This window comes from Mucilaginibacter agri (genome assembly GCF_009928685.1).
Taxonomy (GTDB): domain Bacteria; phylum Bacteroidota; class Bacteroidia; order Sphingobacteriales; family Sphingobacteriaceae; genus Mucilaginibacter; species Mucilaginibacter agri.
Genome location: NZ_WWEO01000043.1, coordinates 637,549 through 663,280 on the forward strand (window position 1 = coordinate 637,549; position 25,732 = coordinate 663,280).

Here is a 25,732-nt window from a genome sequence, read left to right on the forward strand (position 1 = left end):
GGGGAGAATTTGAGCCTATGGTAGATATTGTCACCGCCCATAATTTAGATTTTTCCTACATTTACGTTATATGTTTGCCGAATTTGAGAGGTTTATAAGAGAGCAGGCGTCGGTAACAGACGAGGACATCCAATTGATGCGCGCTAATGCGGTTGAGCGGACTTTGCGTCGTAAAGACTTACTGTTGCAGGCGGGCGACGTTTGTCGCTATAAAACATTTATTTCCAAAGGCTTTTTGCGCACTTACCGCACCACCGACGATGGCAGCGAACATATTATGCAGTTTTCGCCCGAGAACAGCTGGACTACCGATGGTGAGAGCTACGAAAATGGTACGCCTTCGTTTTATAACATAGAGGCGCTGGAATCCAGCGAAGTAGTAATGTGGACCCGCAAAGATTTCAATTCGCTGTTTGAGCAAATCCCGCAGTTGAAGGCGTATTCGGATAAACTAATATTTAGTAACCTTGCGCGCACCCGCCAACGGGTTTTTACCGCCATAAGTGCAACTGCCGAAGAAAAATACGACGAGTTTATCCAACTATATCCCGGTATCATTAACCGTGTGCCCTTGCACATGGTAGCCTCTTTTCTCGGTGTATCGCGCGAAACCCTGAGCCGTATCCGCCACGCACAGGTACGATCGTAATTTAAAACGGTGATCTATGTCCTCGTTTTTAGGTGAAACCTTGATCAATTTTGTATTGTTTAAAAAGATCAATCTGTTTACCAAAAAATTAAAACATGCGTGTATTTGTTACCGGGGCTACCGGTTTTATCGGTTCGGCCATTGTTAAAGAATTAATTGCGGCAGGCCACACCGTACTTGGCCTTACCCGCTCTGAGGAAGGCGCTAAGGCTCTCGAGGCTGCAGGTGCAGAAGTGCATCACGGCACCCTGCAAGATCTGGAAAGTCTGCGTAGCGGAGCCGCCGCCTGTGATGGCGTTATCCACACAGCTTTCATCCACGACTTCTCTAAATTTCAGGAAAACTGCGATACTGATAGGGGTGTTATTGCTGCCCTTGCATCGGCATTAGAGGGTACTAATCGTCCGCTGATTGTTACCTCGGGCACCGGCTTGGGCGCTTATGCCCCGGGCGAAGTTGCGGTGGAAGATAATGTAGCTACCTCAAAAACTACCCATCATCCGCGCGTTGCTTCTGAAGAAGCTGCTGCTTTAGCCGCTGCAAAAGGTGTAAATGTATCCATTATGCGTTTGCCGCCATCCGTGCACGATAAAGGCGATCATGGTTTTGTGCCGATGTTAATAGGTATCGCACGCGATAAAGGTTCGTCAGCTTATGTAAATGAGGGCGCTGGCCGCTGGCCGGCTGTGCATCGTTTAGATGCCGCCCATTTGTATCGGTTGGTGTTAGAGAAAGGCGTTTCTGGCACCTACCATGCTGTAGGCGACACGGGTGTACCAACCCGCCAAATAGCCGAAGTGATTGGCAAGCACTTGAACCTACCTGTAAAAAGCGTAACGCCCGAAGAAGCCGCTACTCATTTTGGTTGGTTCTCTGGTTTCTTTGCGTCTGATGTTCCGGCTTCGGCTAAGTTAACTTCTGAGCGCACTGGTTGGCAGCCAACCCATATCGGGTTGCTTGAAGACATGGAAAGCAATTATTTCGAAAGTTAATGAACACATCGCTAGCGGAGCGTTTACCAAAATAATTTGTCATTTCGAAGAAGGTACGACTGAGAAATCTTCTGCTGTTTGTAGGTACGCAATAAGGCTGTACTGGTTATTAATAACGCAGAAGATTTCTCCTTTCGTCGAAATGACAATTTTGTTTATTTGTTGCTCACGAAAGCGCCTTTGAGATAGCTTTTAAATACTTCTCGTTGTTAGATTTAGTGATCATTACATCCCTGCATTGATTAAACTGAACGAAGTTTTTCAACGCTTCCACAAGTTTATCCAGCATCGGTTTATCGAGTTTTACATCTTCGAAGTGCAGGTTATGGACGATCAGTTGCTTCTGTTTACGGTCGGCTTTGGCATCCATGCGGGTAATAAAGGTGTCTCCAATTATTATAGGCAGACAGAAATAACCGTACTTGCGTTTGGGGGCTGGTACAAAACATTCTACCTGGTAGTCGAAATCGAAGAAATCTTTCAGCCGGTGCCGAAAAACGTTCAGCACATCAAAGGGCGAAAGTATAAAAGCATCGCCCGATAGCGTGATCTCCTTATTCTGATAAGCAGGCAGCATATAAAGCGGCGCGGTTTTGAAACCCTCTATGGCAACTGGCAAAACCTCGCCTTCATCCACCATCTTTTGGAGTTCCTTTTTTACCAGATTGCCTTTTACAAAGCGTGCACGCCACGCAAGTTCCTTAACGTAGCCAATGCCTAATCCCTGCAGATTGCGACGGATCACATGCCGGGCAAATTCCTCAGGCGTAGGCATGGTGGTGTCCGTATCAACAGGGAGTATGTTTAGAGGGGTATCGTAAAGTTTCTTAAAATCCTGTTTCCGGGTGATCATCAGTTTGCCGTCGAGGTACAGGCGTTCGAGGGCAACTTTGGCCGGTCGCCAATCCCACCAACCGGAGCTTGCTTCCTGCCGGTCGTTTTCGAAATCTGTTACCATCAAAGGGCCTTCGCGTTCAACCCGGTCCAGCACTTCGGCCATTAACCGTTTTTCGGCCGGGGTAACGGGTTTGCGGTTATTGGCAAAGCTTTCTTTCAATGGTAACGAAAATCTAAAGTCGTGCATGGGTATAAAGCCCGAATCGGAGGTGAAAAACTCAAAGATCCGACCTTCGGCTTGCAGGTCAGAAAGCCATTCGTGCTGATAATCAGGAACGCGTGCTGCAATGCTATGGTGGTGCGCACGCTCAACAATGTAGTTGGTATCCAGTTGTACGTAGCCCAGGTGATCTATTAGTTTGTAAACCGCGTCAGGGCCTGTTCCAAACTGTGCCCGCTCGGCCAGTCCGGCGGCATGCAGTATAATCTTACGGGCTTGTGCTTTGCTAATGATAACCGGTTCCATAGATGAAAACAAAATAAACAAATATTTTGGAACGGTCTTTTGCTTTCAACCCATCAAAAAAAGCATCTTTGCAAATAAATGCGCATGAATAAAATTATTGCTTCGTGGTTTGGTGTTGGTTATATAAAAGGTGGGGGCACTGTAGCTGCCATTATCACGTGCGTATTGCTTTACTTTTTCTGGTTAACCGGTGTTGGGCAAGGCCATTGGCCATTGGTGATAATAACCATAACCATTACGCTTATCGGTATCTATGTAGGTAATCGGGTAGAGCCTGCATGGGGTAAAGACAGCTACCGGGTTGTTATAGACGAGGTTGCCGGTATGCTGGTTACCATGCTTTTTATCCCTCACAATAATTACCTGTTGCTAGGCGGCTTGGTACTGTTCCGCTTTTTTGATATGGTTAAGCCCCTATTTATCCGTCGGCTCGAAGCCTTACCTCGTGGTACAGGTGTAATGATGGACGACATAGTAGCTGGGGTGTACTCCAATATTGTGCTGCAGGTGGTGGTTTATTTCTTTGTGAAATAGCCGATGTTTAATAAACCCACTGTAACCTGCAAATAATGCTGTTGGTGGTTCCGTTGTTAAGATTGTTTTTATCGAGGTTGCTAAAGCCGTAACCCACAGATAAGCGCCAGTATTGGGTGGCCCACCAGTTAAGCCCTTCGTATAGTTTTAACATTTTACCGCCGTCTATATCGTACGAGTCGAAATCGAGGTTAGATACCCGGCTAACAATTTCCCAGGCTCCGCCTTTGCCGTGAGGCTTAACCCTGCGGGCGTATGCTGCTTTTTTATCGTAAGGCCTTGTTTCGCCGCTTAGTACCCAGCTACCTTCAATATAAAACCCGTCGAAGTGTTTGTTTGGCCCGGGAGTGTTGGCATTGGTAAAAACGTATTCGCCCAGCAGGGAGAAATTGTTGTAATTCATCAATTCTTCAAAGCCGAAACTCAGGGCATTCTTGGCGGTAAAATCTTTAGTGTCGATATAGTTTGAGCTTACATTAGATTCATCTTTACCCTTAAAACGCAAAACGCCATTTTGTGCTTCGAGGTATCGCATACTGGCTGCCAGGTGTATAAAATGATGGCCATCTTCTTTGTAAATCGGCAAGCCAGTTACCCTTGCCGTAACGGTATTTACGCCCTCAGCAAAAGAAGTCCCAGAGGTGATGAAATTATTGAAGTAACCTGCAGAAAAGGTCATACGGTCATTAAAAGCAGGTTTGTTCCAGCGCACCCCCGTGTTTCTGGAGGCAAAGAAAGGACTAAGCATACGCTCGGTTTGCGGTAGGTTGGCAGCATCGCCCACCATTTCGTAAACAAAGGTTTCTTTAAGCTTACCTACCGAAAAGCTACCGAGTTTCCCTGCCGGGATGGTAAACATCAGGTCAGTAAAGCCAAATGGATGTACACCTTCGTCACGGTCGAACCCCTTATATTCAATACTAATTAAATATTGCCAGGGCTGTTTAAAAAAGATCTTTCCTCGCGCCATTAAACGCACACTACGGAGGTCAAACTGGCTTTTTTGTTTGTCTACCTGCGCTTTGCTTGTCGAGTCTTGAAAAAAGCCCGTGTAATCTAAAAGGAATACCCCGCCCAATTGCATCGAGAAAAGCTTATTACTAAAGCTGGTCCAGCTTATTTTCTTTTTAGTGTCGGGTATAATGTACCTTTTGCCGGTATCTGCCAACAATTTTGTCTCAGACGAGTCTACCAGGTTAGTGTTCTGGGCATGTACCTTTGGTACCAACAGAACGCTCAACAACAGTAAAAAAAGAAGGGGCAGCTTTACTCTCATTATTATAAACGCTATGAATTTCTCGGTATACAATAATAAGCCGTAATTATCAGGAGATTAAATTAGCCTTGTTGCAGTTTAAAATATGGAACATTGTGGTTAAATATCCTTTCCAATACCCAGTTTCTTCATTTTAGAAAATAGGGTACTGGCCGGTACTCCCAGCAGTTGCGCTGCACCCATGTGGCCGCCTATGCGGCCATCGCAATGTTTAATTATTGTGCTAATATGATCGCGCTCGCTTTCGTCGAGGGTTTTAAAGTGAGTAGTAACGACCGGCGCGGCTTGATGTGTTGTTTGTTTTGGAGAGGGAAGATATATTTTATCCAGCGTGTTGCCGGGGCACAATATGACGCTTCTCTCTATCTGATGCTCCAATTCACGAATATTGCCGGGCCAGTTATGGCTTGCCAGCTCGTGCAGTGCGCTGTTGCAAATGGCATCTATCCGTTTCCCGCTTTTTTGGGCAAACCGCCTGATGAATGCCGACACGAGTAACAGCATGTCCTGCTTTCTTTCCCTTAAAGCAGGCAAACTAATGGGAAATATATTGAGCCGATAGTATAGGTCTTGCCGGAAACGACCCGCTTCTGCTTCTTTTGAAAGATCGCGGTTGGTGGCCGCAATTATCCTCACATTAACTTTAATAGTGCTTTTTCCGCCTATTCGCTCTATTTCGCGCTCTTGTAAGGCTCTCAATAATTTAACTTGTAACTCAAGTGGCATTTCGCCTATCTCATCCAAAAAAAGCGTGCTGTTATCAGCCATTTCAAACTTGCCTATTCGCCGGTCTATTGCGCCCGTAAAACTGCCTCGTTCGTGGCCGAATAGTTCGCTTTCAATTAGAGTAGGGGGAAGAGCCGCGCAGTTAACTTTAATCATCTGCTTGTTTTTACGCGGCGAATTATGATGTATAGCATTGGCAATCAACTCTTTTCCGGTACCGGTTTCGCCCAATAATAGTACTGTACAGTTGGTGGCAGAAACTTTGTCTATTAAATCATAGACGCTTTTTAGAGCCGGGCTTGTGCCAATTATGCCTGGATATTTAAGGGTGCTCTCGCAACCGGAAGACTGGAATATTAGCGCTGTGCTACCGCGTTGACTGTGTGATTGCTGATGATCAGTATCTACAATACTTTTCCGAATAGAATCAAAATCGATGTAGCGGTGCAAGGATGTTGCGTGCCAGCCGGCAGTTTCCTTTACCTGGTGCTCAATGGTTGGGAGGTAATCGTTACACATACGCTATTGATTTTTGGACGAAGTGATATAAAATGTTCGGGCTTTTATTAATGCCTGATATCAATAGGTATGCCTTGTGATAATTTGTTGATAATTAAGATGTTGATGTTTTAGACAGTAGTGCTTGATAATGATATCTCTGCGAATCGCGATATTTCGTAATGCGTTGTGTTGGTATTTCGTAAAAAATGCAATCGAATGCCATACGGCACGGGGCTTCAGTGCAGAAATAGTTTTACTGTGATATATTTGTTATTTTTAGGTCAGAATTTAAGATTGTGCTTTTGACAATTATTTGTCGTGACCGAAACTAAATTCAAGGCCTTTCGCAATGGCGGCATCATATCTAAGATTAAGCATAAGCTGGCGATGTAGATATGGTAGAACGCTTCAGAATAATGCAATCACAAGAGCGATGATGAACAAACTTAAAGTAATCATAGGGTTGATGCTGCTAACCATAGTCGTAAAGGCTCAGGTTATTAACCAGCGCTATGCCGATTCTTTATCGAGTTTATTAAGCAAACCGGCCGCAGATACCGACCGTATTAACACCCTTTTGCGACTGGCCAACTATAACAGCCACCTGCGCAATGCTTCGGCGGAGCAACTTAAGATGGCCGCCACCTATATAGAAACAGCTCGACGGCTTAATGCTAAACTAAAAAAACCTGCGTATACTAATTTTGTCCTTTTTGCTCAATCGGGCCTTTATAAAGGCAGCGGTAATGCTACGGCGGGCAAAGCGCTTTTGAATAAAGTGATAGATTCCCTTAAAGCTGCGCATGATAAGGTATTGTTGGGGAAGGCCTATTTCGAGATGTCGGAGTATTATACCGGCGACTTTTTGCAGCACACCATGTTAGAGCGGATCCGGTATTTGCAACTGGCAATAAGTGCTTTCGAGGGTACCAATTATTTAGTAGAACTGGCACGTTGTTACCGTTTTTTGGCCGATTTGCATCAGCTCACCAATGACGATGCCATTGCATTTAAGGAAGTGCGAACGGCTCTTAAATATTACAGCCAGGCCAATTTTAAAGAAATTCAGGGTGCTGTTGCCTTGCTCGGCAGGCTTTATTACGAAGAGGGCGACTACAAACAAGCACTCCATTACGAGCTTACGGCCCTTAAAATAGCTACCAATAGTACCCAGGATAATGTAAGGCTGATATGCCAGATCAATAATAACATTGGTTTCACTTACCTCAAACTGAATGAAGGCGAAAAGTCGATACCCTATTTCACAGAAGCATTAAAAATTGCAGAAAGCGAAAAGGATAACGGCACTGTTTACCTGCTTGCTGCAAACATTGCAAGCGCTTACCTAAAGCTTAACCAGCCACAAAAAGCGCAGTACTTTTTTGAGGATATCAATAAGAAATATGCGCACCCCACCGATCTGAAATATGAGGGTGGAGATTATGGAATAACCCAAACTTATCTGCGGATATTTATGGCGCTTAAGAAATACGATAGGGCAAAACATTACTGTGATAAACTAATACAAACTGCTAAAAACCCTAATATTAATTTATACACACTGAGTGGTTATTATGAGGCTATAGCCAGCTACTTTATCGAAACCGGAAACTATGACGAGGCGCTGGGGTATTTAAAGAAAAATAAGGCGCTGGTAACGTCTGTAAAAGACTTTCCGGGTATGGCGCGTAACTATACTTTATGGTTTTCGTTAGATACCGCACGTAACAATTACCGCTCTGCCGTGAGTAATATCATTAGTGCTTCGCACATTAACGATTCACTGTTCAACGCAACCAAGAGCCGCCAGATTGCCCTGTTGCAGGTAGAATATGAAACCGATAAAAAGGAAAGCCAGATCCGCTTTCTGAATCAAAATGCTGTTATAGAAAAAGCGAAATTAAAGCAAGCTGACCTGGTAAAAAATGTTACCGCAGGCGGCATTGTTCTGCTGCTAGTAATTGCCGGATTATTGTATAAACAAAACCGGCTGAGGCAAAAAAGCAACGAGATTGTTACCCAAAAAAACGAGTTATTGCAAAGCCTGCTTACCGAAAAGGAGTGGCTGCTCAAAGAGATCCACCATCGTGTAAAAAACAATTTGCATACTGTTATCTGTTTGCTCGAATCGCAGGCAGCCTACCTCGAAGAGGATGCACTGCGGGCTATAGAAAGTAGCCAAAACCGCATTTATGCCATGTCGCTTATCCATCAAAAGTTATACCAGTCTGATGATATCAAAACCATCAACATGGATACTTACCTTGCTGAGTTTACACAATACCTTTCGGACAGTTTTGGGTCGCCGGGCAATATTCGTATTTACCTTGCGGTAGAGAAAATAAAGCTATCTGTTGCGCAAGCTATTCCGCTTGGGCTTATCATTAATGAGGCAGTTACTAATGCGTTTAAATACGCTTTCCCCAAAAAGGCACAGGGTAGCATTACAATTGAGTTAAGGGAAACCGATAAGCATGTTGAAATGGTAATTGCCGATACTGGTATTGGGATGAGTTATGGCACAAGTGGTTTGATATCTAACTCCCTGGGACTGGATTTGATGCGTGGTTTAACCATCGAACTCAACGGTGATATCCGGTTTGAAAACGACGGTGGTACTAAAATAACCGTAACGTTTCCTTTAGAAACATTAATCGTTTCCAACGATGTGCAATTGCCCCAACACCTAAACCCTCTCGAAATATGAAGACCAAAATACTAATTGTAGAAGATCAGTTCATCGAAGCTAACAACCTGCGGATCATCCTTACAAAGGCTGGTTACCAGGTATGCGGCATAGCGCGCTCGGTACCCGAAGCCTTGCGCCTGATAGAAGCTGAGAAACCACAGATGGTATTATTGGATATTCATTTATATGGACCGCAAACAGGCATCGATCTGGCTGAAACCCTAATGCGGACGGGTATTGCTTTTGTATACCTCTCGGCCAACTCTAACCGCGAAACGCTGGATGCCGCCAAGGCAACAAACCCCTATGGCTTTTTGGTAAAGCCCTTTCGCGAAAAGGATGTTCTGGTAATGTTGGAGGTGGCTTTATATCGCTGCCAAAATGAGCCGAAAGAGCTGAACAAATTGAGGAAGCAAGCTTCGCAGGTTCAGCAAGGGGCCAAGAATATCGTGGGGCAAAGTGAGAGTTTTGTTAAAGTGATGGAACAGGTGGAGATTGTGGCACCTTCGGAAGCATCGGTATTGATATTAGGCGAAAGTGGCACCGGAAAGGAACTGATAGCGCAGACCATACACCGGCTTTCGCCACGTAATAAAAAGCCTTTAATAGTGGTTAACTGTGGCGCATTACCCGCCAATTTGATAGAGTCAGAGTTGTTTGGGCACGAAAAGGGCTCGTTTACGGGGGCCTTTGAAAAGCGCCTGGGTAAGTTTGAACAGGCCGACGGGGGAACCATATTTTTAGACGAAATAGGGGAGTTACCGCTGGATTTGCAGGTTAAATTTCTGCGGGTTTTGCAAGAGAAAGAAATTGAATCAATAGGCGGGAAAAGCAGGCCTGTTAACGTTCGTGTTATTGCGGCAACCAACCGTAATTTGGAAAAGGAGCTGGCAAACGGCAACTTTCGTATGGACTTATATTATCGCCTAAACGTTTTTCCGATAATGCTGCCGCCGCTAAGAGAACGCAAAGCCGATATTGGTTTACTAGCTAATTACTTTATCCAACAATATGCTCAAAAGCTTAATAAAACTGTAGAGGGGCTTTCGGAACCGGCCTTAAAATCAATGCTCGATTACGCCTGGCCAGGCAATATCCGGGAGCTGGAAAATATGATGGAAAGGAGCGTTTTACTGGCAGCCGGTTCGCTTATTAGCTATGTGCCGCTGCCTGCCAGTGCTCAGAAAAGTACCCAAGGTCCCTCAACTTCGCGCATTAAAACCATAACCGAGAACGAACGCGACCATATACTTGCGGCATTGGAAAGCTGTGGTTGGAAACTACATGGCGATGATGGCGCTGCCAAACTGCTGGATATAAACCCCTCAACCCTCCACTCGCGAATGAAAAAATTGGGTATAGAAAAAAAGATCAGTGCCAGAGATTCTAATTTTTAACCCTCATCCGGGCGTGCGCGGTCACCAATTTTTATAAATCAACCATAGTTTTGATGTGCTTTTTTGTTGTATTTAAGCTGCTGTATAATACCTGCTTAGTTGGCATAGCCATGCCTGTTGCCAAAGCTTCGATTTTGCACGATGAGCTCGTCTGAAAATTTTTGAAAAATTTTTCTGAAAAAAAATTAACCGGATTGGAGATTTCGTGCTCTCGGGATGTGTTTTTATTTAATATTCTATAAATCAGTAATTTAAATCACTTTTAGAGATATAGGTTTTAAAGCGATTTTCCCCAAAATCATTGTCTTTTTTTTGGTACAATTTTCTCTAAAGTAGAAATCTGCCAGTTGGCCGCGTGTAACTAAAACACCAAGGCCGCCGTACAACTGCCCGCGCTCCAAACATTAAACAAGTTGAAATTTAGATTCTAAAAGCTGCATAGCTTCAACCCTGTGTAGTTTTTTTAACCTTATTACCCCTGATAAATGGATAACACATTTACGAAGCGCATTTTTTTCTCTTTCTTATTTATTTTTCTTGCAGTTGCATCATTTGCGCAGACTATCACCGTAGGTACTGTTGATCCAGGCCCTTACGGACGCGGTTCGAGCATAGCCGTGCCGATAACCATCAATGATGCCGGGGGCTGTATGCAAATTGGCAATACTTATACCCTTTACTTATCAGATGCATCGGGTAATTTCTCTCCCGGTACCGCTATCGGAACCGCTAATAATTTTTATACTCCTTTCGTAAACGGCGTTATTCCGGCTGGTACACCGGCCGGCACGGGTTACAAAGTACAAGTTAGATCAAATAACCCGGTAAAAATCAGCAGCACTTCTGCCGCTTTCGAAATAAAGGCAACCACAGGGGTGGTGGCCTCTGCATCCTGCGATCAAAATGTAGCTACCGATGTATTTGGCAGCTGTGTTGGTGCCGACGGTGTACCGTTTAGCATATCGAGCACTTCGCCAGCGGGAAACACAACTACTGCCAGTTTTAATAATGAAATGACACAAACGCCAAGTGGCTCTGCCACTTTGCCAAGTAGTGGACCTGGTTATACATTTACGGCCAATGCAACCAACTATACCGTTTCTGTTAAAAGTGTTGATGCGAGCGGAATTATAGGAACCAGAGATTATGAACTGATCAATAATTATCCCCGAAGTAATATCGGTTCGACAGGTAACGGCTTTACATGCTTGGATAATAATCAGGGACCGTTATCATTCAGTATCGACGTGTCATCGGCCTCGGGCGGTATCCAGGTAAATTATCCGGGTAACTTATATAGACTGGATTGGGGCGACGGTACCAGTACCACCTACACTTTTTGCCAGCTGAAAGCTGCCAACGGGTTGGTTACTCACATTTTTACATTACCATCATGTGGCTCACAGGGAAATAGTCAGGATAATTTGGCCAATGCCTTTAAGGTAACAACCGATATATCGAATCCGTATTGTGGTAGCGCAACCTTTAGCCCCAAATTTACCACAGCCCGTGTATTAATTAAACCTAAGGTTAGTTTTACGGGCCCTACAGTAGCCTGTGTAGGTACACAGATTACCCTGACCAATACTTCGTCACCTGGGCCGGCCCCTATGAATTTTACGTCACCTACTTGTCTGGATAACCCCGGCGCTTTGTACGATTGGTATTTAGACGGTACGAAATACGCTAACTATACCCTAACCCAGCCATTTGTTTTACCAACTAACCTGGCTCATGGTACGCATACCATCATTTTACACGCCCAGCCACAAGCCGGTAGTGCGGGTTGCGTAGCAGCTGATGTTACCCAAACAATTTGTCTCGAAAATCCACCACAACCTGCATTCACTATTCCTGCTGCAGTTTGTCAGTCGGCAACGGTTCCGGTTCTTCCTACTGATGCATCAGTTATCGATGCTACCTGCGCCGTAAGCCCTACCAATAGTACGCACACTTACACATGGACGGTAACCGGCCCTGCTGCGGTAGGGTATGCGGGTGGTACCAATGCCAATAGCACTATACCTAAGTTTATATTTAATACGCCCGGGACTTACACCGTACAATTAGGTATCTCTACCAGCGGTTGCGGACAAGTACTTTCAACTCCGCAAGATATTTATGTAGATGATGCTGCTACAGTAAACCTTTCGCCAAATGTTACGCTATGTAATACCAACCAAACCCTAACTTTCGACAATACGGCGGGATCGCAAACAAAAACAACATTTGCCGGAACTACCAAACCCGGTGCATCAAACTTTAACTGGACGGTTACCGGCGGCACATACTCGTTTGCAGGTGGCACTACAGCCACCAGTCAGTATCCTCAAATCTTATTTACGGGCTTGGGAACTTACACAGTAACTGCAACGCACACTAACTCGTGTAATACCGCTACGGCCACCCAAAAAATTACATTTATTGTGCCGCCAACAGTAAACGCCGGGCCTGATCAAACTATCTGTTCAACTGGCTCAGCGACATTAGAGGGCTCGGTAACCGGTACTTACACCAGTTATGCATGGACAGGTGGCACAGGTACCTTTTCGCCCGGAAGAAACGCGTTGGCACCCAGTTATACCCCAAGTGCCGCCGAGATAACTGCCGGGACAGTTACGCTAACTTTACACGGTTATAACGCAGGAGTAGCTTCTCCCTGTGCCGATGTAGGCGACCCCATGGTAATTACTATAACGCCGCTTGTTAAAGTAAACAGTAACAACACAGCGTCAGTTTGTTCCGGAAGTGCACTTAGCTATACTATCACTGCGGATCATACGCCAGCTACTTTTACCTGGACAGCCTCGGCTACTACCGGCTCGCCCACAGGTTTCACAACATCGGGCACCAGTAGCTCAATAACTGATGTTTTAGTCAATGCCGGTACTACGAATGCGGTAGTAACTTACAAAATAACACCAACCTATAACGGTTGTCCGGGCCCGGTCTTTACATTAAACGTTACCGTAAATCCGCTGCCTACCATCACGGCAACCAGCCCTACTATCTGTAATGTTCAACAAGCTAATATTGCTTTAACCTCAACAGTTTCGGGAACCAGCTATAAATGGACAAGCGTGGCCCAAGCTGGTGTTACAGGCAATACGCAACAAAGTTCAAAGGTCACGGTTACCAGTATTGCTGATATTTTAACCAACAGCAGTGTTACAACCGCGAAAACGGTTACCTACACCATTACGCCATACAACGGAAACTGCGCCGGTACACCAATTACCGCAACGGTGACTGTACAGCCTTCAGTACCATCTATTCCAGGTGCTGATAGGGAGATTTGCGGTACTACTTATACCTTAGAGGGTAACAACCCTGCACCGGCTACAGGTAAATGGACAATAGCATCCGGAGCGCCAGGCGTAGTAATTACTGACGATACTAATCCTACAAGTACAGTAACAGGTTTAGTTGCGGGCCAGGTTTACAAGTTTACCTGGACAGTAAGTAATTTGCCAACCTGCGTTGATGCCAAAACAGTTACTATTACGGTTGATACCCCGCCTACGGCAGGTACGGCTATCGCAACGCCTTCAACCGTGTGTAAGGGTTCGAGCAGCTTCATTAAACTAAGCGGCTATTATGGTAGTATTACCAAATGGCAGTCGTCTGTTGATGGGGGGACCACCTGGACTGATATCAGCAATATAAACGACAGTTATACTACACTTGCCTTAACGCAAACAACCGTTTTCCGTGCGGTAATGCATAGTGGTGTTTGTGCCGATGTGTATCCAACAGCAACCGTAACGGTTGTGCCTCCGCCGGTTACTTCGGTACCGGGTTCGGATGTGGTATTGTGCGGTATCCCGCCTGCAGGTTTTTCTACCCTGTCTTATACATTAGGAGCTAATAGTCCTGGAACCGGAACAGGTAAATGGACGATGGTTTCTGGTCCTGGTCCGGTTCAGTTTGATGACGATACCAAGCCAAATGCAGTGGCCAGCAACCTGGTTCCGGGAGGCACCTACGTTTTGTCTTGGACTATCTCTGGCGTATCGGGAACTCCTTGCCCGCCAAGTTCTAACCAACTTACCATCACGGTTGAAAAACCACCGGTAGGGGGGAGCACTAATACCAATCCTTCAACAGTATGTTATGGTTCAAACGGCACCATTTACCTGGCTGGCTATTTTGGTAATGTTGCCAAATGGCAGTCATCAACCAATGGTGGCACCACATGGACCGATATAAATTTTGTTGCCGATGCTTATCCATATTCTAATTTAACCACTACTACCACATTCCGTGCTTGGGTACACAACGGTACCCAATGCCCGGATGTGCCCTCAGATCCGGTTACGGTAACGGTTGCCCCGGCAATAGTACCATCTAATCCGGGCGCTGATGCCGTAATTTGCGGCACGGTTACAACTGCCAATCCAATCATCTCTTATACCCTACAGGGGAATAATCCATCGCCGGGAACCGGTAAATGGACAATCAAATCTGGCCCTACATCTGCCCAGTTTGTTGATAACACCAGCCCAACAACGGTTGTAACTAACCTGCAGGCTGGCAGTGTCTATGAATTCCAATGGACCATTTCGGGTGTTGCCGGTTCGCCGTGCGCCCCGGATGGTAAGGCGGTTACCATCACCGTCGAAAAACCGCCTGTTGGCGGCATCACGAGTACTAACCCCTCAACAGTTTGTACGGGGGCTAGCGGTAATATTACATTAAGCGGTCAGTTTGGTACGATTACGAAATGGCAGTCATCGATCGATGGCGGCACCACCTGGACTGACATCAGTTTTATAGGCGATACTTACCCTTACACTAATTTAACCACTACAACCACATTCCGCGCGGTTATACATAATGGCACGCAGTGCCCTGATGCTTATTCTGGCGAAACTACCGTTACCGTAAACCCAGCCACTGTATTAGCTAATGCGGGCCCGAACGAAGAGGTATGTAGTATAACCAGCTATACGCTGAAGGGTAATGATCCTTCACCAGGCAATGGTAAGTGGACCCTGACCTCGGGACAACCAGGCATTACTTTTGATAACGACACAGATCCGCACGCTACCGCAAGCGGCTTGTTACCTGGCAATGTTTATACTTTCCAATGGACCATCAATGGTTTGCCGGGTTGTACCATGAACAATAGTTCTGTTACTATTACGGTTGATGAAGGCCCTGTGGGCGGTTTAGCGCTGGGAACAACCGATATTTGCGGCGGAACAACTAACGGCGGCATCATTACACTTTCTGGCCAATCGGGTACGGTTGTTGGCTGGCAAAAATCAATTGATAATGGAAATACCTGGACGGCTATCAGCAGCGTTGCCGATACCTATACTTATACCAACTTAACACAGTCAACCCAGTTCAGGGCCATTTTACATAAAGCAGGTTTATGCGGCGACGTTCCTTCGGCTCCGGCTATTATTACTATAGGCACGCCTCCGGTAACATCGGCGCCAGGCCCCGATAAAGTGCTTTGTAATGTTGCCAGTTATACACTGCAAGGTAACAGCCCCGGTGCCGGCACAGGCAAATGGACTATTGATGCCGGCCCGTCTGCAGGTGTTACTTTCTCGAGTGATACTGACCCACATGCAACGGTAAGCGGTTTAACAGCAGGCAACACTTACACCTTCCGTTGGACCATTACCGGAACACCACCATGTAACCCAAGCAGCAATGTAGTTAAAATCACAATCGACAAGTTGCCGGTAGGAGGTAACACCATAGGCTCGGCTACCGTTTGTACCGGCGATAACCACGGTTCTATTACCCTGGGCGGCCAGGTAGGTACGGTAGATCATTGGGAATTTACGACGGACGGCGGTACCACATGGCAAACTATAGCCAGTACCAACACCGTAATACCTTACGATCTTTTAACACAAACAACCACTTTCAGGGCTATTGTACAGAGCGGTTCATGTGGTACAGCAGTTTCTACGCCAAGCACCATTACCGTTGGTCAGCCGGCAGTAGCATCGGTGCCTGGCCCGAACGCATCGATCTGTAACGCCACTACTTATACTTTGCAAGCTAACAGCCCCGCACCTGGTACAGGTAAGTGGACCATAGACGCAGGGCCTACAGCAGGTGTTACTTTCTCTGACGATACCAAAGCCAACGCTACGGTAAGCGGACTAGTTGCAGGCAATATTTACACTTTCCGCTGGACTATTACTGGCTCGGCGGGGTGCTCTACCACAACCAATACCGTTACCATTACGGTTGACGAGCTTTCTTTAGGCGGAACTACGGCAGGAGCCAAAGTATTTTGCGAAGGGCCGAATGCTGGCCAGGTTACGTTATCAGGCCAACGTGGTATTATAGACCATTGGGAAATGTCTGAAGACAATGGCGCCAATTGGACGTCTATCGCAAATACAAATACCACACAAGCTTATTCAGGCTTAACAACAACTACCCGGTACCGCGCCATGGTACGTAACGGTACTTGCCCGCCGGTAGCATCAACACCAACTACCATCACTATCAATCCGCTAACAGTAGTGGCCACAGCAGGCGCCAACCAGGAGCTTTGCAGCGTTAGTACCTATACTTTACAAGGTAACGATCCCGGTACCGGAACGGGTAAATGGACTGTGGACGCAGGCCCTCCGGCAGTTACATTTGTCGATGATACTAAATTTAACACTGCGGTAAACGGCCTGATTGCCGGCAATACCTACACTTTCCATTGGACCATTACCGGCCTTGCACCTTGTGCGCCTACAACCAGTGCAGTTACCATTATTATTGATAAACCATCATACGGCGGTACAACGGCCGGTTCAAAAGCTTTCTGCGATGGGCCGAATGCGGGACAGATCACCTTATCAAACCAGGTAGGTGTTATCGACTATTGGGAAAGTTCTGTTGACAATGGTGCCCACTGGGTTACTATTTCGAGCAGCAGTTCTACATTGCCTTATGCCAGTTTAACCGAAACCACGCAGTACCGTGCGGTAGTACACAACGGGGTATGTGCACCAGACTTTTCAACCATAAGCACAATTACCATTAACCCGCTAACTACAATAGCGGTGGCTGGCCCTAATAAAGAGCTTTGCAGTGTTACCAGCTATACCATGCAGGGTAATGATCCGGGCACAAACAATACCGGCTTATGGACGGTAGACGGTGCTCCGGCAGGGGTTACCTTTGCAGACGCTACTAAGTATAATACCATAGTAAACGGATTGGTTGCGGGTAATACGTATAACTTCCACTGGACCATTACCGGTGTGGCTCCTTGCGGACCGACCAGCAGCCCGGTTACGATCATTGTAGATAAGGCATCATACGGGGGTACTACAGCCGGTTCTACCGCGTATTGTACCGGGCCAAACGTTGGCCAGATCAATCTTTCTAACCAGGTTGGTACCGTTGATAAATGGCAGAAATCTATTGACAATGGAGCTACCTGGATAGATATCCCCAATACTGGTAATGCTTACCAATACTCAAACTTAACCCAAACTACGCAGTTCCGCGCGATGGTACATAATGGTGTTTGCGGGCAAGATCCATCTTCGGTAAGTACCATAACCATTAACCCGCCAACTACTGTAGCGGTAGCAGGGCCAAACCAGGAACTTTGCGCTACTTCTACGTATACTATGCAAGGTAATGCCCCCGGCACAAATAATACCGGTTTGTGGACGGTTGATGGCTCGCCGGCTGGTGTTACGTTCACTGATGCTACCAAGTACAACACGGATGTAAACGGAATGGTTGCAGGTAATACCTATACATTCCACTGGACTATTACCGGTGTTGCGCCTTGCGACCCAAGCAGCAGCGCAGTTACGTTGGTTATAGATAAACCATCATACGGAGGTACTACGGCAGGTACTGCAGTATTCTGTACCGGGCCTAACGGCGGGCAGATCACGCTATCTGGCCAGGTAGGTTCTGTTGATTACTGGCAAAAGTCGTTAGACAACGGCGCTACCTGGACCAATATCCCGAATACGACAACTGTACAAACCTATTCGGGCCTAACTCAAACCACGCAATACCGTGCTATGGTGCATAATGGCGTTTGCGGACAGGATCCATCTTCGGCGAGCACCATCACTATTAACCCACCAACGGTAACAGCGGTAGCAGGGCCTAATAAAGAACTTTGCAGTGTTACCTCTTATACGATGCAGGGTAATGATCCGGGCACAACGGGTAGTACTGGTTTATGGACTGTAGACGCTGGCGTTCCGCCGGTTACTTTTGTTGATCCAACTAAGTACAACACAGTAGTAAATAACCTGGTTGCCGGTAATACTTATACCTTCCATTGGACTATTACCGGCGCAGCGCCTTGTTTACCAAGCAGCAGCCCGGTTACCATCATCATAGATCAACCATCGGTAGGCGGTGTTACAGCAGGTAGCGATACCTACTGTGCCGGCGTTCCTAATTTTGGACAAATCACTTTAACAGGACAAACAGGTACGATTGACTACTGGCAGAAATCGGTAGATAATGGCGTTACCTGGACCAATATCACCAATACGACCGCAACGATGCCGTATTCGGCTGTGACCCAAACTACGCAATACCGTGCTATGGTGCATAATGGTGTTTGCGGGCAGGATCCATCATCGGTAAGTACCATCACCATTAACCCGGTAACTACAACCGCGGTTGCAGGTCCTGATAAAGAGCTTTGCAGTGTTACCACTTACACCATGCAGGGTAACGACCCGGGCGCCAACAATACCGGTTTATGGACGGTGGATGGTTCGCCGGCAGGGGTTACCTTTACAGATGCCACTAAGTACAACACCGATGTAAACGGTTTGGTTGCCGGCACTACTTATACTTTCCGCTGGACTATTACTGGCTTAGCACCTTGCCCGCCAACCTCAAGTTCGATGACGTTGATTATCGATAAACCGTCGGTTGGTGGAACAACTGCTGGCAGTGTGGTACTTTGTACCGGCCCAAACAGTGGACAGATTACCTTGTCAGGCCAGACAGGTACGGTTGATTTCTGGCAGAAGTCTGTTGACAACGGTGCTAACTGGACTAACATTGCTAACACAAGTTTGGCCTTGCCTTACTCAAACGTAACTCAAACCACGCAATTCAGGGCAATGGTTCACAATGGGGTTTGCGGTCAGGATCCATCTACGGTAAGTACCGTTACCATTAATCCGCTAACTACTGTCGCAGTGGCGGGCCCTAACAAGGAGCTTTGCAGTGCTACTACTTATACCATGCAGGGTAACAACCCGGGCACAAACAATACCGGCTTATGGACAGTAGATGGTTCTCCGGCAGGTGTTACTTTCACCGATGCTACAAAATATAATACTGATGTAAACGGCCTCGTTGCAGGTAATACGTATACTTTCCACTGGACTATAACTGGCTTAGCACCTTGCGATCCTACTACCAGTTCGATGACCTTGATTATCGACAAACCTTCTGTAGGTGGAACAACAGATGGTACAGCAGTATTCTGTACCGGTCCAAACAGTGGGCAGGTAACTTTATCAGGTCAAACAGGTACGGTTGATTACTGGCAGAAGTCCGTAGATAACGGTGCCACCTGGATCAACATTGCCAATACAGATGTGGCACAACCATACTCAAACTTAACCCAAACTACCCAATTCAGGGCCATGGTTCATAATGGTGTTTGCGGGCAAGATCCGTCATCGGCAACTACGATCACCATTAATCCGTTAACTACAGCTGCAGTAGCAGGCCCTAATAAAGAACTCTGCAGCGTTACCACTTACACCATGCAGGGTAATAACCCGGGCACAAATAATACCGGTTTGTGGACGGTAGATGGCTCTCCGGCAGGTGTTACGTTCACCGATCCAACCAAATACGATACACAGGTAAATGGCCTGGTTGCCGGTACTACGTATACTTTCCACTGGACAATCACCGGTTTAGCTCCTTGTGACCCAACTACAAGTTCGATGACATTGATCATTGACAAGCCTTCGGTAGGGGGAACCACGGATGGCAGTATGGTACTTTGTACCGGTCCAAACAGCGGTGTGATTACCTTGTCAGGCCAAACAGGTACGGTAGATTTCTGGCAAAAATCTGTTGATAACGGCACCACCTGGACCAATATCGCCAATACAGATGTAGCGCTACCTTACTCAAACGTTACTCAAACTACCCAGTTTAGAGCGATGGTTCATAACGGTGTTTGCGGGCAGGATCCGTCTTCGGCAAGTACTATCACTATTAATCCGCTAACTACAGTGGCGGTGGCAGGAGCTAATCAGGAGCTTTGCAGCGTTACTACTTACACTATGCAGGGTAATGACCCTGGCGTAAACAATACCGGTTTATGGACGGTAGACGGTTCGCCGGCAGGGGTTACTTTTGTAGATGCTACCAAATACAACACTGTAGTAAACGGATTAGTTGCCGGTAATACCTACACCTTCCATTGGACCATTAACGGCTTAGCACCTTGCGACCCAACCTCATCTGCGGTTACTTTGATTATCGATAAACCTTCGGCAGGTGGAACAACCGATGGCAGTGCTGTATTCTGTGCTGGCCCGAACGGCGGCGTAATCACCTTATCTAACCAGGTAGGTACGGTTGACTACTGGCAAAAATCGATTGACAATGGTGCTACCTGGACTAATGTTACCAACACCAGTGCAGCGCTAACCTATTCTAATCTTACCCAAACTACCCAATACAGGGCTATGGTTCACAACGGGGTTTGCGGGCAGGATCCATCTTCGGTAAGCACCATTACAATTAATCCATTAACAACAATTGCAGCAGCCGGACCAAACCAGGAACTTTGCAGCGTTACTACCTACACCATGCAGGGCAACGACCCAGGTGCAAATAATACCGGTTTGTGGACGGTTGATGGTTCACCTGCGGGGGTAACGTTTACAGATGCCACCAAGTACAACACCCAGGTGAATGGATTGGTTGCAGGTACCACCTATATCTTCCGCTGGACAATTACCGGCCAGGCACCTTGTTTACCAACCAGTAGCCCGGTTACCATAATTATCGATCAATCGTCAGATGGCGGTGTAACTGCGGGTAGCGTGGCCTATTGTGCAGGTCCTAACAATGGGCAAATTACCCTTTCGGGACAAGTTGGTACTGTTGATAAATGGCAGAAGTCGGTAGATAACGGCGCTAACTGGATCGATATTGCCAACACAACGGCGGTGCTGCCTTACTCCGGCTTAACTCAAACTACGCAGTACAGGGCGATGGTACATAACGGCGTTTGTGCGCCTGCGCCATCGTCGGTAAGTACGGTAACTATTAACCCGCCAACCGTGGTTGCTGTAGCAGGCCCTAATCAGGAGCTTTGTAGCGTTACAACCTATACCATGCAGGGTAATGATCCGGGTATAAATAATACCGGTTTGTGGACAGTTGACGGTGCGCCGGCGGGTGTAACATTTGTTGATCCAACTAAATATAATACGGTAGTGAATGGATTGATTGCGGGTACTACCTATACCTTCCATTGGACGATAACCGGTTTAGCGCCATGCCCTCCGACGTCAGATGCTGTTACCATTATTATCGATAAACCATCGGTAGGTGGAACAACTGATGGTGCTGCTGTATTCTGCGCGGGGCCAAACGGAGGTCAGGTTACGCTATCTAACCAGGTAGGTACCGTTGACTACTGGCAAAAATCTACCGACAACGGTGCTAACTGGATCAATATTCCCGGTAATACAAGCCCTATACTTATTTACTCCAACCTTGCTCAAACTACGCAGTTCAGGGCTATGGTTCACAACGGTATGTGCGGGCAGGATCCATCTACGCCAACTACGATCACCATTAACCCGGTAACCGTAACTGCAATAGCAGGGCCAAACCAGGAGCTTTGCGGTGCCACCACCTATACCATGCAGGGCAATAGCCCGGGCACAGGCACCGGTTTATGGACCGTGGACGGTTCGCCGGCAGGGGTTACCTTCTCTGATGCTACTTTACCTGATGCGGTGGTAAACGGAATGGTTCCGGGTAACACCTATACTTTCCGCTGGACGATAACAGGCCAGGCACCTTGCGACCCAAGCAGCAGCCCTGTTACCATTATAATTGATGAGCCTTCCGTAGGCGGAACAACAGATGGAAGTGTAGTATTCTGCGCAGGCCCTAACGGCGGGCAGATCAACTTAACAGGTCAGCGTGGCATTGTTGACCATTGGGAAATGTCGACAGACAATGGTGCTAACTGGGCTAACATTGGTAACGCGGGGCTTAGCCAGGCATACGCTAATTTAACGCAAACTACCCAGTACAGGGCTATGGTGCGTAATGGTTTTTGCCCGCCTGTGCCATCATCAGTAAGTACCATAACCATTAACCCGGCTACGGTAACGGCTATTGCAGGTGCAGATCAGCGACTTTGTAATGTTACCACTTATACCTTGCAGGGTAACAGCCCGGGTGCAGGTACAGGTTTATGGACGGTAGATGCAGGCCCGCCGCCTGTAACCTTCTCCGATGCTACAGACCCGCATGCTATGGTAACTGGTATGGTACCTGGCAATACTTATAATTTCCATTGGACTATAACCGGTGTAGCGCCTTGCCCATCAAACAGTAACGCGGTTAAGGTTATTATAGATCAGTTGGCCATAGGTGGTACTACCGATGGTGCGGATGTGGTTTGTACCGGCAATAACCGTGGTTCAATTACGTTAACCGGCCAGTTGGGAACTATAGTTCGCTGGGAATATTCAACTGATAATGGTGGACACTGGCAGGCAGACAACAATACCAATAACATCTACCTGTATAGTAACTTAACACAAACCACCCAGTATCGCGCTATTGTAAGCAATGGCGTGTGCGGCGAGGTACAATCAACCCCAACTACAATTATGGTTGGCCAACCGGCTATTGCTTCGGTACCAGGCCCAGATGAAGCAGTTTGTAACGTTACCTCATATAACCTGCACGCCAATAACCCTGCACCAGGTACAGGTAAATGGACCGTATTGCTTGGCCCTCCGGGAGCAACCTTCTCTAACGATACCGACCCTAACGCTACGGTAACCGGGCTTGTACCGGGTAACGTTTATCAGTTCGAATGGGCTATAACCGGTTCGGCAGGATGCCCGCCTAACAAGCGTTATGTGACTATTACTGATGATCAACCACCGATAGGCGGAACTACCGCCGGTGCTACCACCGTATGTGGCGGCAACAACAACGGTTCGGTTACTTTAACCGGTCAGTTTGGTACTATAGTGCGTTGGGAGTCTACTACTAATAATGGCGCGTCGTGGGTAAAACTGGATAACGAAACCAATATCCTTGCCTACAGTAACTTAACAATAACTACTACCTACCGTGCACTCATTCATAAAGACGGTAAGTGCGGCGATGTATATTCTGACCCAACTACCATCACCGTAAACCCGCCAACTGTGGCAGCTAATGCTGGTCCGGATGATGAGGTTTGTAGCGTTACCACCTATAAATTACAAGGTAATGCGGCCGGTACGGGTACAGGTAAATGGACTGTAGCATCAGGCCCGGCAGGGGCAACCTTCTCTAATGATGCCGACCCTGTGGCAACCGTGAGCGGCCTGATACCAGGTAGTACTTACCAATTCCAGTGGACTATTACCGGCTTGCCAACCTGTGCAATTAATACTGATCTGGTTGCAGTAACAATAGATCAGGCACCGATAGGTGGTACTACAGCAGGTGCAGCAACCGTTTGCGCCGATGGCAATAAAGGCGATATCAAATTGACCGGCCAGTTTGGTACCATTGTGCGTTGGGAATCTTCAACAAATAACGGCAGTACCTGGGATGCGATTAATAATAACGTAACGGATACATACTCTTATTCGGGCCTTGCGCAAACTACCCAGTTTAGGGCTATACTGCACATCGACGGCAAATGTGCCGACGCGCCTTCTACTGCAACAACTATTACAGTAAATCCTCAAACAGTAGTTGCCGATGCGGGTAAAGACTTTACCATCTGTAATACCAGCATTGCAAAATTAAATGGTAACAGCCCAGGCCCATCAACCGGCTTGTGGACGCAGACCGCCGGGCCGACAGTAACTATAGCTAATCCTGCAGCTTACCAAACTATCGTGAGCGGACTGGCCAAAGGAAACGTTTACACCTTTAAATGGACCATTAAAGGACTGGCACCTTGTGTCGATACTTATGCATCGGTTACCATTGGGGCTTATGAAGATGTGGTGCCAAGCTTTACCAAAACAGAGGACCACATTTGCGGAACTTCAACCGTAACGTTTACCAATACTTCTACGCCATCGCCAACCGGCACCTTCGAGTGGGATTTTGGTGACGGAACGCCGGTTGTAACCGCCGTTAACCCGCCATCGCATACGTTTGTGCCTTCGCCGGATGGCAGGGAGATGACTTATAAAATCACGTTAACACCAACCAGTAATTGCGAGCTTAAAGCACCTTTTGCCGACTATGTAAAAATCAGCCCGCAGAAGCCGATTGCTGCATTGTCACCGGCACAACTATCGTACTGCGGTACGTTTAGCCTGAGTGCTAAAAACATGTCGCCGGGTGAGAACTCACAATATGATTTTTACCTTAAAGATGCCATTGGTACCACATTGCAGCACGTACGCAAAACGGATACAACAACTGCTGTATTCCAGTCTATTACGCCTGCGGCACCAACCACTTACTCGGTTTATGTGGTGGCTACAGATAAATGTGGTAACCAGGGTAATTCAACACCTATTAATATCAGCGCTGCACCATCATCATTGGTATCGGGTGTACAGATAAAGGGTAATGTCGAGTCGGTATGTTTGGGTAGCCCGGTTACTTTCCAAAACATCTCAACAGGTGGCGACCGCTTCTCTATTTCGATATACGATGCCAGCAAGAAGCTGATTGTTACCTTGCCATCGGGCACCGGCGACCTTAACTATACGCCTAAAGCACTGGGTAAATACTATGTATCTATCATAGCGGGCAGTACGGGTTGCGGCGATGCACCGGCGTCGGCATTGAGGGAGTTTAACGTTGCACCAACTCCTGCGCCAAGGTTTACCTACACGGCAGATAACAACTATAATGTTACCTTCTACAACAACACACCAGATGCAGGCGTGGCCCCGGCTTCGACCATAAAATACAAATGGGATTTTGGCGACGGGTCTGCAAGGGATACTAATTACATACCTGCAACACACCACTATGATATTACCAGGGCGCCATTTACGGTAACGCTTACTGCTACCACGCCTGGTACCAATTGCTTTGATGTGTACACTAACTCGGTAGAACTTAAATTCCACGGCGACCTGTTTATGCCGAATGCATTCATACCTACCAGTGCCAACCGCGAACTGAATACCTATCGCGTTAAAGGCTTTGGTATGAAAACATGGCACATGCAGATCTTCAACAATTTTGGTCAGCTAATATGGGAATCTACCAAGCTGGATGCCAATGGTTCGCCAACGGAAGGCTGGGATGGTACCTATAAAGGGCAGATAGTTGAGCAGGGGGTTTATATATGGCAAATAACGGCCACGCTGTTAAACGGAGAAGACTGGAGAGGGGTGTCTGTAAACGGTTCAACACCAAGCAAAACAGGACCAATACATTTAATACGATAAATC

The 25,732-nt window shown here is 46.9% G+C and carries 9 protein-coding genes; 6 read left to right on the top strand and 3 right to left on the bottom strand.

The genetic code is table 11. The annotated features are described in order from the left end of the window. Nucleotides 1–70 precede the first annotated feature (70 nt). A complete protein-coding gene (locus GSY63_RS15865) occupies nucleotides 71–649 on the top strand; it encodes a Crp/Fnr family transcriptional regulator (RefSeq protein WP_166586781.1) in 579 nt (192 codons plus the stop codon). A gap of 95 nt (nucleotides 650–744) precedes the next feature. Then, complete coding sequence (locus tag GSY63_RS15870; protein WP_166586782.1) at nucleotides 745–1,641, top strand: SDR family oxidoreductase; 897 nt, start codon at nucleotides 745–747, stop codon at nucleotides 1,639–1,641. Nucleotides 1,642–1,807: 166 nt separating this feature from the next. On the opposite strand, the gene GSY63_RS15875 is transcribed toward GSY63_RS15870, so the two are convergent. Beyond that, the gene (locus GSY63_RS15875) at nucleotides 1,808–3,004 is read right to left on the bottom strand and encodes a winged helix-turn-helix domain-containing protein (RefSeq protein WP_166586783.1); all 1,197 of its coding nucleotides are present in this window, start codon (nucleotides 3,002–3,004) and stop codon (nucleotides 1,808–1,810) included. A gap of 84 nt (nucleotides 3,005–3,088) precedes the next feature. Here GSY63_RS15875 and GSY63_RS15880 point away from each other — a divergent pair, with 84 nt between their 5' ends. Beyond that, the gene (locus GSY63_RS15880; RefSeq protein WP_166586784.1) at nucleotides 3,089–3,538 is read left to right on the top strand and encodes a phosphatidylglycerophosphatase A family protein; all 450 of its coding nucleotides are present in this window, start codon (nucleotides 3,089–3,091) and stop codon (nucleotides 3,536–3,538) included. A gap of 7 nt (nucleotides 3,539–3,545) precedes the next feature. Here GSY63_RS15880 and GSY63_RS15885 read toward each other — a convergent pair whose 3' ends face one another. After that, nucleotides 3,546–4,814, bottom strand: coding sequence for an OprO/OprP family phosphate-selective porin (locus GSY63_RS15885; RefSeq protein WP_166586785.1), 1,269 nt, complete (start codon nucleotides 4,812–4,814; stop codon nucleotides 3,546–3,548). 99 nt (nucleotides 4,815–4,913) lie between these two features. Beyond that, complete coding sequence (locus GSY63_RS15890; RefSeq protein WP_166586786.1) at nucleotides 4,914–6,059, bottom strand: sigma-54 interaction domain-containing protein; 1,146 nt, start codon at nucleotides 6,057–6,059, stop codon at nucleotides 4,914–4,916. 415 nt (nucleotides 6,060–6,474) lie between these two features. On the opposite strand from GSY63_RS15890, the gene GSY63_RS15895 reads away from it, so the two are divergent. The 3 genes from GSY63_RS15895 (at nucleotide 6,475) to GSY63_RS15905 (ending at nucleotide 25,729) form a co-directional block, all read left to right on the top strand. After that, nucleotides 6,475–8,748: a tetratricopeptide repeat-containing sensor histidine kinase gene (locus tag GSY63_RS15895; RefSeq protein ID WP_166586787.1), complete on the top strand. Its 2,274-nt coding sequence runs from the start codon at nucleotides 6,475–6,477 to the stop codon at nucleotides 8,746–8,748. Further along, nucleotides 8,745–10,127 (top strand): sigma-54-dependent transcriptional regulator, encoded by a 1,383-nt coding sequence (locus tag GSY63_RS15900; RefSeq protein WP_166586788.1) that lies wholly within the window; start codon nucleotides 8,745–8,747, stop codon nucleotides 10,125–10,127. Before GSY63_RS15895 ends, GSY63_RS15900 begins: the two co-directional genes overlap by 4 nt. 485 nt (nucleotides 10,128–10,612) lie before the next feature. Further along, on the top strand, nucleotides 10,613–25,729 hold the full coding sequence (locus GSY63_RS15905; protein WP_166586789.1) for a PKD-like domain-containing protein: 15,117 nt from the start codon (nucleotides 10,613–10,615) through the stop codon (nucleotides 25,727–25,729). The last annotated feature ends 3 nt before the right edge of the window (nucleotides 25,730–25,732 follow it).

What these genes read in the sequence shown, in the direction of transcription:
- GSY63_RS15865 (WP_166586781.1), top strand. Translation starts at nt 71, where the DNA reads ATGTTTGCCGAATTTGAGAGGTTTATAAGAGAGCAGGCGTCGGTAACA.
- GSY63_RS15870 (WP_166586782.1), top strand. Translation starts at nt 745, where the DNA reads ATGCGTGTATTTGTTACCGGGGCTACCGGTTTTATCGGTTCGGCCATT.
- GSY63_RS15875 (WP_166586783.1), bottom strand. Translation starts at nt 3,004, where the DNA reads ATGGAACCGGTTATCATTAGCAAAGCACAAGCCCGTAAGATTATACTG.
- GSY63_RS15880 (WP_166586784.1), top strand. Translation starts at nt 3,089, where the DNA reads ATGAATAAAATTATTGCTTCGTGGTTTGGTGTTGGTTATATAAAAGGT.
- GSY63_RS15885 (WP_166586785.1), bottom strand. Translation starts at nt 4,814, where the DNA reads ATGAGAGTAAAGCTGCCCCTTCTTTTTTTACTGTTGTTGAGCGTTCTG.
- GSY63_RS15890 (WP_166586786.1), bottom strand. Translation starts at nt 6,059, where the DNA reads ATGTGTAACGATTACCTCCCAACCATTGAGCACCAGGTAAAGGAAACT.
- GSY63_RS15895 (WP_166586787.1), top strand. Translation starts at nt 6,475, where the DNA reads ATGATGAACAAACTTAAAGTAATCATAGGGTTGATGCTGCTAACCATA.
- GSY63_RS15900 (WP_166586788.1), top strand. Translation starts at nt 8,745, where the DNA reads ATGAAGACCAAAATACTAATTGTAGAAGATCAGTTCATCGAAGCTAAC.
- GSY63_RS15905 (WP_166586789.1), top strand. Translation starts at nt 10,613, where the DNA reads ATGGATAACACATTTACGAAGCGCATTTTTTTCTCTTTCTTATTTATT.